Origin of the sequence: Escherichia sp. GZ89, from assembly GCF_019366485.1 — a bacterium.
GTDB lineage: Bacteria > Pseudomonadota > Gammaproteobacteria > Enterobacterales > Enterobacteriaceae > Escherichia > Escherichia fergusonii.
Genome location: NZ_JAEOHX010000010.1, coordinates 108,636 through 121,116, shown reverse-complemented (window position 1 = coordinate 121,116; position 12,481 = coordinate 108,636). Strand labels below are relative to the sequence as shown.

Annotated in this window: 13 protein-coding genes; 8 read left to right on the top strand and 5 right to left on the bottom strand. The window is 51.8% G+C overall.

The window, feature by feature from the left end; translation table 11 throughout:
- Positions 1-47: 47 nt before the first annotated feature.
- Positions 48-599 (bottom strand): endonuclease SmrB, encoded by a 552-nt coding sequence (smrB, locus tag K0335_RS16540; RefSeq protein ID WP_000730534.1) that lies wholly within the window; start codon positions 597-599, stop codon positions 48-50.
- Between the two features lie 164 nt (positions 600-763).
- Between smrB and prmB the strand changes: the two genes are divergently transcribed.
- From prmB to K0335_RS16510, 6 genes are read left to right on the top strand one after another with little or no spacing between them, the layout of a single operon-like run.
- A complete protein-coding gene (prmB, locus tag K0335_RS16535) occupies positions 764-1,696 on the top strand; it encodes a 50S ribosomal protein L3 N(5)-glutamine methyltransferase (protein ID WP_001298774.1) in 933 nt (310 codons plus the stop codon).
- A gap of 34 nt (positions 1,697-1,730) precedes the next feature.
- A complete protein-coding gene (aroC, locus tag K0335_RS16530) occupies positions 1,731-2,816 on the top strand; it encodes a chorismate synthase (protein ID WP_015953282.1) in 1,086 nt (361 codons plus the stop codon).
- A 2-nt stretch (positions 2,817-2,818) separates the two neighbouring features.
- Complete coding sequence (gene mepA / locus K0335_RS16525) at positions 2,819-3,643, top strand: penicillin-insensitive murein endopeptidase (protein WP_219393933.1); 825 nt, start codon at positions 2,819-2,821, stop codon at positions 3,641-3,643.
- Entirely contained in the window at positions 3,643-4,452 is an 810-nt protein-coding gene (locus K0335_RS16520; protein WP_000447348.1) for a sulfite exporter TauE/SafE family protein, read from the top strand. Before mepA ends, K0335_RS16520 begins: the two co-directional genes overlap by 1 nt.
- Positions 4,452-5,000 (top strand): elongation factor P hydroxylase, encoded by a 549-nt coding sequence (gene epmC / locus K0335_RS16515; protein WP_001089235.1) that lies wholly within the window; start codon positions 4,452-4,454, stop codon positions 4,998-5,000. The genes K0335_RS16520 and epmC overlap by 1 nt, the downstream gene beginning before the upstream one ends.
- Positions 5,001-5,033: 33 nt before the next feature.
- Positions 5,034-5,312 carry a YfcL family protein gene (locus K0335_RS16510; protein ID WP_000559764.1) on the top strand — a complete coding sequence of 93 codons (279 nt, stop codon included), beginning with the start codon at positions 5,034-5,036 and terminating at the stop codon, positions 5,310-5,312.
- Between the two features lie 55 nt (positions 5,313-5,367).
- Here the strand turns inward: K0335_RS16510 and mnmC are convergent, their stop codons facing one another.
- On the bottom strand, positions 5,368-7,374 hold the full coding sequence (mnmC, locus tag K0335_RS16505) for a bifunctional tRNA (5-methylaminomethyl-2-thiouridine)(34)-methyltransferase MnmD/FAD-dependent 5-carboxymethylaminomethyl-2-thiouridine(34) oxidoreductase MnmC (RefSeq protein ID WP_219393932.1): 2,007 nt from the start codon (positions 7,372-7,374) through the stop codon (positions 5,368-5,370).
- A 158-nt stretch (positions 7,375-7,532) separates the two neighbouring features.
- On the opposite strand from mnmC, the gene fabB reads away from it, so the two are divergent.
- Together fabB and K0335_RS16495 are read left to right on the top strand one after the other, a co-directional pair.
- The gene (gene fabB / locus K0335_RS16500) at positions 7,533-8,753 is read left to right on the top strand and encodes a beta-ketoacyl-ACP synthase I (RefSeq protein ID WP_000817183.1); all 1,221 of its coding nucleotides are present in this window, start codon (positions 7,533-7,535) and stop codon (positions 8,751-8,753) included.
- 232 nt (positions 8,754-8,985) lie between these two features.
- Positions 8,986-10,164 carry an MFS transporter gene (locus tag K0335_RS16495; RefSeq protein WP_000127809.1) on the top strand — a complete coding sequence of 393 codons (1,179 nt, stop codon included), beginning with the start codon at positions 8,986-8,988 and terminating at the stop codon, positions 10,162-10,164.
- Here the strand turns inward: K0335_RS16495 and flk are convergent.
- The 3 genes from flk to K0335_RS16480 form a co-directional block, all read right to left on the bottom strand.
- Positions 10,161-11,162, bottom strand: a complete 1,002-nt coding sequence (flk, locus tag K0335_RS16490) for a flagella biosynthesis regulator Flk (RefSeq protein ID WP_032242969.1) — start codon at positions 11,160-11,162, stop codon at positions 10,161-10,163. The two genes, K0335_RS16495 and flk, sit on opposite strands and share 4 nt — an antisense overlap.
- A gap of 233 nt (positions 11,163-11,395) precedes the next feature.
- Positions 11,396-12,187 carry a site-specific DNA-methyltransferase gene (locus K0335_RS16485; RefSeq protein WP_000215758.1) on the bottom strand — a complete coding sequence of 264 codons (792 nt, stop codon included), beginning with the start codon at positions 12,185-12,187 and terminating at the stop codon, positions 11,396-11,398.
- Positions 12,132-12,329 (bottom strand): Com family DNA-binding transcriptional regulator, encoded by a 198-nt coding sequence (locus K0335_RS16480; RefSeq protein ID WP_001353016.1) that lies wholly within the window; start codon positions 12,327-12,329, stop codon positions 12,132-12,134. Before K0335_RS16480 ends, K0335_RS16485 begins: the two co-directional genes overlap by 56 nt.
- Between the last annotated feature and the right edge of the window lie 152 nt (positions 12,330-12,481).

Below are 12,481 nucleotides of genomic sequence, written 5' to 3'. Positions count from 1 at the left end.
TCACCGACCAGTTAGCTGGTCGGTGAAAGTACATGTTGATAATGATGTCAGGGCAACTCAGGCGGCAACCACTCTTCCACTTCAATCAACACTAATAAAGCTGCATCACCGCCGTACTCTTTCGGTGCCTGATGAAATGCCATCACATGGGGATGTTGCGCCAGCCACAGCGGCGTTTGCTGCTTCAAAATATGCTTACCATGACCATGCATCACGCAGGCGCAAAACACATGTTCACGACGGCAGGCGGCAATCAGAGCCCCAAGTTCCTGCTTAGCTTGCAATTGCGTCAAACCGTGTAAATCCAAAAACAATTCCGGCGAATAATCGCCGCGGCGCAGTTTCTTCGCTTCAAAGTGGCTGACATCCGGACGGACATATTTCACCGGACCTTCGGTATTCAATAACGGTTGAAACTCATCGGAGAAATAATGGCTGGCATCGGCCTGTTCCTGAATTAACCGCTTGACTGGTACTTCGCTAATTTTTTTACGCGGCGGCCGATGAACAATGGTGTCCTGCTTTATCTGGCGGGTCCCCGCCATCAACTGGCGGAAAAGCGCCTGGTCCTCCTCACTAAGTGATGATTTCTTTTTCATTTACATCTCTCATTTCTAATTTTCCTACAGTTTACCCGACTCGTCGTCTAATCGATCGTTTTAAACGTATTTTTCCTCACTCACCGCGCGTGAATGCTGATTTATCGTCATCTTCATGGCAAACTAGCCGCCGAAATTAATGCGACCATGCCCTGGAGGAATACGTGGATAAAATTTTCGTTGATGAAGCAGTAAATGAGCTGCAAACCATTCAGGACATGTTGCGCTGGTCGGTGAGCCGCTTCAGCGCGGCAAATATCTGGTACGGCCACGGCACCGATAACCCGTGGGATGAAGCCGTACAACTGGTGCTGCCATCGCTCTATCTGCCGCTGGATATTCCGGAAGATATGCGCACCGCGCGTCTGACTTCCAGCGAAAAACACCGTATTGTTGAACGCGTGATCCGCCGCGTCAACGAACGCATTCCGGTGGCCTACCTGACCAACAAAGCCTGGTTTTGCGGCCATGAATTTTACGTCGATGAACGTGTGCTGGTGCCGCGCTCGCCAATTGGTGAACTGATCAACAATAAATTTGCCGGACTCATCAGCAAGCAACCGCAGCACATTTTAGATATGTGCACCGGAAGCGGCTGTATTGCGATTGCCTGTGCTTATGCCTTCCCGGAAGCGGAAGTCGACGCGGTAGACATCTCTCCTGACGCGCTGGCGGTTGCTGAACAGAACATCGAAGAACATGGTCTGATCCACAACGTCATTCCGATTCGTTCCGATCTGTTCCGGGACTTGCCGAAAGTGCAGTACGACCTGATCGTCACTAACCCGCCGTACGTCGATGCGGAAGATATGTCCGACCTGCCAAATGAATACCGTCACGAGCCGGAACTGGGTCTGGCATCTGGTACTGACGGCCTGAAACTGACGCGTCGTATTCTCGGTAATGCGGCAGATTACCTTGCTGATGATGGCGTGCTGATTTGTGAAGTCGGCAACAGCATGGTACATCTTATGGAACAATATCCGGATGTTCCGTTCACCTGGCTGGAGTTTGATAACGGCGGTGATGGTGTGTTTATGCTCACCAAAGAGCAGCTTATTGCTGCACGAGAACATTTCGCGATTTATAAAGATTAAGTAAACACGCAAACACAACAATAACGGAGCCGTGATGGCTGGAAACACAATTGGACAACTCTTTCGCGTAACCACCTTCGGCGAATCGCACGGGCTGGCGCTCGGCTGCATCGTCGATGGTGTTCCGCCGGGTATTTCGCTGACGGAAGCGGACCTGCAACACGATCTCGACCGCCGTCGCCCTGGGACATCGCGCTATACCACCCAGCGTCGTGAGCCGGATCAGGTCAAAATTCTCTCCGGTGTTTTTGAAGGCGTTACTACCGGCACCAGCATTGGTTTGTTGATCGAAAACACTGACCAGCGTTCTCAGGATTACAGCGCAATTAAAGACGTTTTCCGTCCAGGCCATGCCGATTACACCTACGAACAAAAATACGGCCTGCGCGATTATCGCGGCGGCGGACGTTCCTCCGCTCGCGAAACTGCCATGCGCGTTGCAGCAGGGGCGATTGCCAAAAAATATCTCGCTGAGAAATTTGGTATAGAAATTCGCGGCTGCCTGACCCAAATGGGCGACATTCCGCTGGAAATCAAAGACTGGTCTCAGGTCGAGCAAAATCCATTCTTCTGCCCGGATCCGGACAAAATCGAAGCCTTAGATGAACTGATGCGCGCGCTGAAAAAAGAGGGTGACTCTATTGGCGCGAAAGTCACCGTTGTTGCCAGTGGCGTACCCGCCGGACTTGGCGAGCCGGTCTTTGATCGCCTGGATGCCGACATCGCCCACGCGCTGATGAGCATCAACGCGGTGAAAGGCGTAGAAATTGGTGATGGTTTTGACGTGGTAGCGCTGCGTGGCAGCCAGAACCGCGACGAAATCACCAAAGACGGTTTCCAGAGCAACCATGCGGGCGGTATTCTTGGTGGCATCAGCAGCGGGCAGCAAATTATCGCCCATATGGCGCTGAAACCAACCTCCAGTATTACTGTGCCTGGGCGCACGATTAACCGCTTTGGCGAAGAAGTTGAGATGATCACCAAAGGCCGTCACGATCCTTGTGTTGGGATCCGCGCGGTGCCGATCGCGGAAGCGATGCTGGCGATCGTTTTAATGGATCACCTGTTACGGCAACGGGCGCAAAATGCTGATGTGAAGACTGATATTCCACGCTGGTAAAAATGAACAAAACTGCGATTGCGCTGCTGGCTCTGCTTGCCAGCAGCGCCAGCCTGGCAGCGACGCCGTGGCAAAAAATAACCCAACCTGTGCCGGGTAGCGCACAATCGATAGGCAGTTTTTCCAATGGTTGTATCGTCGGCGCTGACACGCTGCCGATACAGTCCGAACATTATCAGGTCATGCGTACCGATCAGCGTCGCTATTTCGGGCATCCGGATCTGGTGATGTTTATCCAGCGTCTGAGTAGCCAGGTGAGCAATCTGGGTATGGGCACGGTGCTGATTGGCGATATGGGAATGCCTGCTGGTGGGCGTTTCAATGGCGGTCACGCCAGTCATCAGACCGGACTGGATGTGGACATCTTCCTGCAACTGCCGAAAAAACGCTGGACCTCCGAGCAACTCTTGCGCCCGCAAGCATTAGATTTGGTTTCCCGCGACGGTAAACACGTTGTCCCCACGCTGTGGAAGCCCGAAATTTTCAGCTTGATTAAACTCGCCGCGCAGGACAAAGACGTCACGCGCATTTTTGTTAATCCGGCGATTAAACAACAACTTTGCCTTGATGCGGGCACCGATCGCGACTGGTTGCGCAAAGTGCGACCCTGGTTCCAGCATCGCGCCCATATGCATGTACGATTACGTTGTCCTGCCGATAGTCTGGAGTGTGAAGATCAACCTTTACCGCCACCGGGCGATGGTTGCGGGGCAGAACTGCAAAGCTGGTTTGAACCTCCAAAACCGGGAACAACAAAGCCTGAGAAGAAGACACCGCCTCCGTTGCCGCCTTCCTGCCAGGCGCTACTGGATGAGCACGTGATCTAATGGAAACGTTTAATAGCCTGTTTATGGTTTCCCCGCTGTTGCTGGGACTCCTCTTTTTTGTCGCCATACTGGCGGGATTTATCGACTCTATTGCCGGTGGTGGTGGGCTACTCACCATTCCGGCATTAATGGCGGCGGGGATGTCTCCGGCTAACGCGCTGGCAACCAATAAACTGCAAGCCTGCGGTGGCTCTATTTCTGCCACTATCTACTTTATTCGCCGCAAAGTGGTTAGCTTAAGCGATCAGAAACTCAATATCGCCATGACCTTTATCGGCTCAATGAGCGGCGCTTTGCTGGTGCAGTACGTTCAGGCTGATGTCTTGCGGCAGATTTTGCCCATTCTGGTGATTTGTATTGGTCTTTATTTCTTACTGATGCCCAAACTGGGAGAAGAAGATCGCCAGCGTCGGATGTATGGACTGCCATTTGCGCTGGTAGCAGGGGGCTGCGTTGGTTTTTACGATGGATTCTTTGGCCCGGCTGCCGGATCGTTTTACGCGTTAGCCTTCGTTACGCTGTGCGGCTTTAACCTCGCCAAAGCCACGGCCCACGCCAAATTACTCAACGCAACGTCTAATATCGGCGGTTTGCTGCTGTTTATTCTCGGCGGCAAAGTGATTTGGGCGACAGGATTTGTGATGCTGGTGGGGCAGTTCCTCGGCGCGCGCATGGGGTCAAGACTGGTGTTGAGCAAAGGACAAAAGCTGATTCGCCCGATGATTGTTATTGTCTCGGCGGTGATGAGTGCCAAATTACTTTATGATAGCCACGGACAGGAGATCCTCCACTGGTTGGGGATGAACTAATGAACAGTACACACCACTATGAGCAGTTGATTGAAATTTTTAATAGCTGCTTTGCCGATGAATTTAATACCCGTCTGATTAAAGGCGACGACGAACCGATCTATCTTCCTGCTGATGCTGAAGTACCGTATAACCGAATCGTCTTTGCTCACGGCTTTTATGCCAGCGCCATCCATGAGATTTCGCACTGGTGTATTGCCGGGAAAGCGCGGCGTGAGCTGGTTGATTTCGGCTACTGGTATTGCCCGGACGGACGCGACGCCCAGACGCAAAGCCAGTTTGAGGATGTTGAAGTGAAGCCGCAGGCACTGGACTGGTTGTTCTGCGTGGCGGCGGGGTATCCGTTTAACGTCAGTTGCGACAATCTGGAAGGCGACTTCGAACCGGACCGCGTGGTGTTTCAACGGCGGGTACATGCGCAGGTGATGGATTATCTGGCAAACGGTATTCCGGAACGCCCGGCACGCTTTATTAAAGCATTACAAAATTATTATCACACGCCGGAACTTACGGCGGAACAGTTCCCGTGGCCGGAAGCGCTCAACTGAAGCCTGCGCCACGTTTTACAATGAGGAAAGAAGATGATCGCGGAGTTTGAATCACGCATTCTGGCATTAATCGACGGTATGGTTGACCATGCCAGTGATGATGAGTTGTTTGCCAGTGGGTATTTGCGTGGCCACCTGACATTAGCCATCGCAGAACTGGAAAGTGGTGATGACCACTCCGCCCAGGCGGTACATACGACCGTTAGCCAGAGTCTGGAAAAAGCCATTGGTGCCGGTGAGTTGTCGCCGCGAGACCAGGCGCTGGTGACCGATATGTGGGAAAACCTGTTTCAACAGGCTTCACAGCAGTAAGTAATGTGCCGGATAAGGCGTTCACGCCATATCCGGCAAGCAATGCCAAAGCAGATTACCCCGCCTTAACCGCTTTCCCTTTCAACAACTTCCGCACCCATAACCGATTTGGATTTAACGCCGCCAGCGTATTGGCATCCATCGGAATCGGTTCGTCGCTCATCTGCGCCGCCAGAATTTCGGCGCACAGCGGGGCAGAGCACAAACCACGCGAACCCAAAGCAGCAAGCATAAAGAGATCGTCATAAACCGGTGCGCTTACCGCGTTGTCTTGCTGTTCTGTCAGCGAGGCATATTCCACGAGCGTTGCCTCATAATCGGGGACATTGCCTACCATTGGCAGATGATCGCGAGTGGCACAACGCACACCGCAGCGCGCTTCTTTCTTACTGACATCAACCTCTTTTGCCCACTGCGCCTGCGGGAAACAATCAATCAACCGCTGGCGATTCTGCTGCTGATCTTCATCACTGTACGCCGTATCTTCGCTGCCGCGATGATAACTGGCACCAATACAATGGTGCTGATTCGCCGGATTTTGTGGCGTGAGATAACCGTCATAGCATAGCACTTGCTTCAGCTTCGCCAGTTCCGGCGTTGTTGGAATATGGCTGACTTGACCGGCAACGGAATACATCGGCAGAGACGACGTTTGACTGAAACCGCTGATTTGATGCCCGTTCGCCAGTACCACTACACTGTGTGTTGCTTGCTGATCTCCTGCAAAATTCAACAACCAACAGTCATCCTGACGGGATAAATCCTTTAACTGATATTGATAATGAATCTGCAAACCCTGCTGTTGTGCCAGTTCCAGCACATTACGGGTCAGTTCTGCTGGACACAGCCATCCACCTTGCGGATAAGTAATACCGCTGCAATTTGTCGCAACGCCCGTAATTTGTTCAACCGCATTAGCCTCAACGGCTACAGCCAGTTCTTCGGGTAAATCCATCGACAACATCTGTGCGATTTTATGCTGGTTTTTCTCATCCCAGCCTAACTGCGTGACGCCGCACCAGTCATGATCAAATTTAACGGGCAATAAATCGTAAAGCCGACGAGCAAATGTGAACGCATTAGAGAAAAAGCGGTTCAACGCCTCATCGTGTTTACTTAAGAGCGGATACAGTGCCCCCTGGCGATTGCCGGAAGCACCCATTGCGGGGGCCTCATCAGCACAATAAAGCGTTACCTGCCATCCACGACGTAATAGCGCCAGCGACAACAATGCGCTGGCGATACCACCGCCGATAATCGCCGCTTCCCGTTTGTGGCTACCCGTACGGTTAAACCACGGCGTGGAGCAGGGGAGGGGTAATGTCTGTTCCATCACCCCACAAAGCATTTCCCGTTTACGCCCAAACCCTTTGCGCTTTTGCATGGTGAATCCGGCTTCCTGCAAACCACGGCGGACAAAACCGGCAGACGTAAACGTTACCAGTGTGCCGCCAGGACGCGCCAGCCTTGCCATTGCGTTAAACAGATTTTGCGTCCACATATCCGGGTTTTTCGCTGGCGCAAAGCCGTCCAGAAACCAGGCGTCTACTTTTTGATTTAGCGAATCGTCCAGTTGACTTGTCAGTTCGTTAATATCGCCAAACCATAAATCCAGCGTCACGCGGCCTTCATCGAGCAATAAACGATGGCAACCGGGCAAGGGCATTGGCCACTGCGCCTGAAGTTTTTCTGCCCACGGTGCCAGTTCTGGCCAGTGTTGATGCGCTAATCCTAAATCCGCACGAGTGAGGGGAAATTTCTCAAAACTAATGAAATGTAAGCGTTGTAATTGCGCTTGCGGATGAGCTTCGCGAAACTGATCAAATGCCTGCCATAGCGTCAGGAAGTTTAATCCGGTGCCGAAGCCGCTCTCTGCTACCACAAACAGAGGATGTGGATGCTCAGGAAAGCGTGCTCCTAATTGGTTACCCCCAAGAAAGACATAGCGTGTCTCTTCCAGTCCATTGTCATTGGAAAAGTAAACGTCGTCAAAATCTCGGGAAACAGGTGTACCCTCAGCATTAAATTCAAGATTGGCAGGTTGTATGGCGTAGTGTTTCACGTAAGTTACTCGTCTGGCGGGCAGTCTGACGATCTTAACGATGTGTGTCAGGCTGCGCAAATTTCTCTATTAATCGTCTGATCGGACTTGTTCGGCGTACAAGTGTACGCTATTGTGCCATTCGAAACTTACTATAGTGCGACTTACAGAGGTATTGAATGAAACGTGCAGTGATTACTGGCCTGGGCATCGTTTCCAGCATCGGTAATAACCAGCAGGAAGTCCTGGCATCTCTGCGTGAAGGACGCTCAGGGATCACTTTCTCTCAAGAGCTGAAGGACTCCGGCATGCGTAGCCACGTATGGGGCAACGTAAAACTGGATACCACTGGCCTCATTGACCGCAAAGTTGTGCGCTTTATGAGCGACGCATCCATCTATGCATTCCTTTCCATGGAGCAGGCAATCGCAGATGCTGGCCTCTCCCCGGAAGCTTATCAGAACAACCCACGTGTGGGCCTGATTGCAGGTTCCGGTGGTGGTTCCCCGCGTTTCCAGGTGTTCGGCGCTGACGCAATGCGCGGCCCGCGCGGCCTGAAAGCGGTTGGCCCGTATGTGGTCACCAAAGCGATGGCATCTGGCGTTTCTGCCTGCCTCGCCACGCCGTTTAAAATCCACGGTGTAAACTACTCTATCAGCTCCGCATGTGCGACTTCCGCACACTGTATCGGTAACGCAGTAGAGCAGATCCAACTGGGTAAACAGGACATTGTGTTTGCTGGCGGCGGCGAAGAGCTGTGCTGGGAAATGGCCTGCGAATTCGACGCGATGGGCGCGCTGTCTACTAAATACAACGACACCCCGGAAAAAGCTTCCCGTACTTATGACGCTCACCGTGACGGTTTCGTTATCGCTGGCGGCGGCGGTATGGTGGTGGTTGAAGAGCTGGAACACGCGCTGGCGCGTGGTGCTCACATCTACGCTGAAATCGTTGGTTACGGCGCAACGTCTGATGGTGCAGACATGGTTGCTCCGTCTGGCGAAGGCGCCGTACGTTGTATGCAGATGGCGATGCACGGTGTTGATACGCCAATCGACTACCTGAACTCTCACGGTACTTCAACTCCGGTTGGCGACGTGAAAGAGCTTGCGGCTATCCGTGAAGTGTTTGGCGATAAGAGCCCGGCGATTTCTGCAACCAAAGCGATGACTGGTCACTCTCTGGGCGCTGCGGGTGTGCAGGAAGCTATCTACTCTCTGCTGATGCTGGAACATGGCTTTATCGCTCCGAGCATCAACATCGAAGAGCTGGACGAGCAGGCTGCGGGTCTGAACATCGTGACCGAAACGACCGATCGCGAACTGACCACCGTTATGTCTAACAGCTTCGGCTTCGGCGGCACCAACGCCACCCTGGTAATGCGTAAGCTGAAAGATTAATAGATCGGATAAGATGCGCCAGCGTCGCATCCGGCAGTAACGCAAAAGGGAGCCTGACGGTTCCCTTTTTCACATCATTGACAATCATTATCTGTTCCAGGCAAACTTTCCGCTTTGTCGATTTCCTTCTGGTAATACGTACGCGTTAAATCCTGCCAACGCAGCGTAATCCTCAAAGTCAGGCAGAGAAGCGTGGGTTCACCTCGCCTTGCTCTGCATTCTGGAGTAGAGCATGACCGCAGTTAGCCAAACCCAAAAAGCACCTTCAGCGAATGTTTCTCTTTTTCGTATCGCCTTCGCGGTTTTCCTCACTTATATGACCGTCGGTCTGCCGTTACCGGTTATTCCCCTTTTTGTCCATCATGAACTGGGCTACGGCAATACCATGGTCGGGATCGCTGTCGGTGTGCAGTTTCTGGCAACAGTGTTGACGCGCGGATATGCCGGAAAACTTGCTGATCAGTTTGGTGCAAAGCGCTCTGCACTGCAGGGAATGCTGGCATGTGGTCTGGCTGGCGCTTTTTGGTTACTGGCGGCACTAATGCCCGTCTCTGCACCTGCAAAATTCGCTTTGTTAGTTATTGGGCGATTAATTCTTGGTTTTGGCGAAAGCCAGTTGCTGACGGGAACCTTGTCCTGGGGGGTAGGTCTGGTAGGTCCGACTCGTTCAGGGAAGGTGATGTCATGGAACGGGATGGCAATTTATGGCGCACTTGCTGCCGGTGCGCCGTTGGGATTATTGATTCATAGCCATTTTGGTTTTGCGGTGCTGGCAGTGGTGACAATGATTTTACCGCTGCTGGCCTGGGCATTTAATGGCAGCGTCCGCAAAGTTCCGCCACAAACAGGGGAACGCCCGTCATTGTGGAGTGTGGTCGGGTTAATCTGGAAACCAGGTATTGGGCTGGCGCTGCAGGGCGTTGGTTTTGCTGTGATTGGCACGTTTATCTCCCTTTTCTTTGCCAATAATGGTTGGCCAATGGCTGGTTTTACATTAACAGCCTTTGGTGGTGCCTTTGTTTTAATGCGCGTGCTGTTTGGCTGGATGCCGGATCGTTTTGGTGGCGTAAAAGTCGCAATAGCTTCTTTAACTGTGGAAACCATTGGCTTAATTCTGCTATGGCAGGCGCCGGGAGTATGGATTGCACTGGCAGGTGCTGCATTAACAGGCGCTGGTTGTTCGTTAATTTTCCCGGCACTTGGTGTGGAAGTAGTAAAACGTGTTCCGGCGCAGGTGCGTGGTACAGCACTGGGCGGCTACGCCGCTTTTCAGGATATCTCCTACGGTATAACGGGGCCGCTGGCGGGAATGCTGGCGACCTCATTTGGCTACCCGTCGGTTTTTCTTGCCGGGGCGATATCTGCGGTTGTAGGAATAGTGGTTACGCTGCTCTCTTTTCGGCGTGGTTAAATCACCAACCAGATAAGCAGGAGCACAATTAAGAAGGCCATTAAAACCAACCCGGTACTCCCGGTGAAGGATTTAAACGTATCCATCAGTGGAGGGAAAGGGGTAAATAATGGCTGAATATTACGCGGATCGATAAATCCACTTTCTCGCTCCGCACGTTTTAAAAACACGTGATTAAGCAGATCAAGAACCTGGGATGACGTGAGCGCCATTTGCGGCAGGACATTCCAGGTTTGCTGTGCATAATGTTGCAGTTCAGTGAGTTCAGCCCGTTCCAGCGGCTGCTTCAGTGCCATTTGCAACGTTTCCAACGTTGGTGCACTTTGCAAACTCAAAGTCTGACGAGCCTGTAGCCATGTCACAAGATGGGTAAATTGTTTCGCCGGGATAAGTTCACCGTTCTTCACCCCCGAAAGCTCCAGCATCGATTGCCAGATCTGTTTACTTGGCTCCCCGGTCGCGGCAGCAAGTTTAGTCACCAGTTGCTTTAACGTATTATGCTCAGCAGGTAACAACGGGCGAGCAGTTGGTGTGCGTTGCTGTGGTTGCGGGATTGCCAGTTTGCCTTGTTGGAGCAACGTAAGGACATTTTTTAACTGTTCAGGAGTTAGCTGATTCAGCGCGGTTTGACCGTATTGCTGGCGAATGAAATCGCTGACAGCCTGGCGATTATTCCCCTGACTGAGCAGCCCACTCAGTTGTGACAACAATTGGCGGGTCACGTGAGTTTGCTGAGCACGCAGCAGGCGCTGGTTAAGATTAACTTCCGCAGCGGGAAAATGACGTGAGAGCAACGGAGTATCACTTTTCATACCAAGATCATGCTTAACAGCAGCCCATACTTCAGCACTTTGCTGCTTCGTTAATGCAGTCAGGCGGGTTATCAGACGTTCCAGTACAGTGCGTTGCTGTGTTGATAAAGGTTGTTCGCCTGGCCCGGCTGGTTGATTTTGGTTGATATCCGGTGGGCGTGGTGGAGTACCGGAAATAGGTTGCATCATCACTTATCCTTAAATCATAAATCTTCGTAAGTATGCCTGACGGCGAGATTATGGCACACTTGCCCGGTTAACTCTCGTTCTCAAACAGGTAACACAAACGTGAAAATCCTTGTTGATGAAAAAAATGATGATTTAATTTGTTGATATAAAAGGATTTATATCAGTGCGTGTCCACGCAGTGACCACATTTTCGAGAGGTAGAGTAAGCCCGCAACATTGCGGGCTTTGTCTTATGGTTCGATCGCCGTTTTGAGCCGTTGTGTTGCTACATCAAAATAATGATCACTGGTTTCTATACCAATAAATTTGCGTCCTGCTTTCAGTGCTGCAACACCCGTTGTTCCCGATCCCATAAAAGGATCAAGGACTGTTCCACCACTATTCGCAGTCCTGACCAGTTCTGCCATAAGTTCTTCTGGTTTTCCGGTCGGGTGCATTTTCTTTGATGGGATAACCGGGAACGTCATGCAGCCGTCGAACGGTCCCGAAGGCGATTTACCTAAATGGCCTTTACTGCCCCAGACGATGTATTCGCACTGATGCCGGAAATACCCCGTATGGGGTGTTCGTGACCCCCTTCCTTTGTTCCACGCAATGATTCCACGCCATGTAAAACCGCTGGCCTGAAACGCATCGGTTAAAGCTGGCAGTTGTCGCCAGTCAGTAAATACCAGGGCATAACCGCCCGGCCTGACTGCGCGGTGTGCCTGTGCCATCCATAATTGTGTCCAGTAAGCCCACGAACGGGCATCCATGTTTTCACCCGCAAACCCATCAAAGCGATGGAGGTTCTCGCCGTTCAGATATTTTGCGTGGCTGCCCTGGTTGGTGCGTCCGGCCTTGTGTGTCGCGCCCGAACTGTAAGGCGGGTCAGTAATTAAGGCATCAATACTTTCTGGCTCAATCAGCGGCAATATTTCCAGCGCATTCCCACGACAGAGCGTGGCATTGTCAGTCTGATAAACCTTAGTGTGTTCCGGTGTATGTGCTGGTTGGTGCTGGATTGCGATCCCCACGGTCATAACTCCTCATGTGTGTGGGGTGCTCGATGGCTCTCGTTATCTGGTTAAGTGTTTTGCAGCGCGGACATTTTATTTCAATGTAGTGAAATGAGGCGCGGGCAAGTAGTTTGTTGCAATTTTTGCATCGTACATTTTGCGTCATTTGCGGCACCTCTTGTGTGGTTACTGCTGCCGATATGATAGCAAATCGATCGTTTTTATCGATCGTATTTATTACATCGATCTGTTATGCCTATTGCTTATGGATGGGGATACCAAAAAGAAAACCCGCAGTTTTTACGCTGCGGGCTTGTT

What these genes read in the sequence shown, in the direction of transcription:
- smrB (WP_000730534.1), bottom strand. Translation starts at nt 599, where the DNA reads ATGAAAAAGAAATCATCACTTAGTGAGGAGGACCAGGCGCTTTTCCGC.
- aroC (WP_015953282.1), top strand. Translation starts at nt 1,731, where the DNA reads ATGGCTGGAAACACAATTGGACAACTCTTTCGCGTAACCACCTTCGGC.
- mepA (WP_219393933.1), top strand. Translation starts at nt 2,819, where the DNA reads ATGAACAAAACTGCGATTGCGCTGCTGGCTCTGCTTGCCAGCAGCGCC.
- K0335_RS16520 (WP_000447348.1), top strand. Translation starts at nt 3,643, where the DNA reads ATGGAAACGTTTAATAGCCTGTTTATGGTTTCCCCGCTGTTGCTGGGA.
- epmC (WP_001089235.1), top strand. Translation starts at nt 4,452, where the DNA reads ATGAACAGTACACACCACTATGAGCAGTTGATTGAAATTTTTAATAGC.
- K0335_RS16510 (WP_000559764.1), top strand. Translation starts at nt 5,034, where the DNA reads ATGATCGCGGAGTTTGAATCACGCATTCTGGCATTAATCGACGGTATG.
- fabB (WP_000817183.1), top strand. Translation starts at nt 7,533, where the DNA reads ATGAAACGTGCAGTGATTACTGGCCTGGGCATCGTTTCCAGCATCGGT.
- K0335_RS16495 (WP_000127809.1), top strand. Translation starts at nt 8,986, where the DNA reads ATGACCGCAGTTAGCCAAACCCAAAAAGCACCTTCAGCGAATGTTTCT.
- flk (WP_032242969.1), bottom strand. Translation starts at nt 11,162, where the DNA reads ATGCAACCTATTTCCGGTACTCCACCACGCCCACCGGATATCAACCAA.
- K0335_RS16485 (WP_000215758.1), bottom strand. Translation starts at nt 12,187, where the DNA reads ATGACCGTGGGGATCGCAATCCAGCACCAACCAGCACATACACCGGAA.
- K0335_RS16480 (WP_001353016.1), bottom strand. Translation starts at nt 12,329, where the DNA reads ATGACGCAAAATGTACGATGCAAAAATTGCAACAAACTACTTGCCCGC.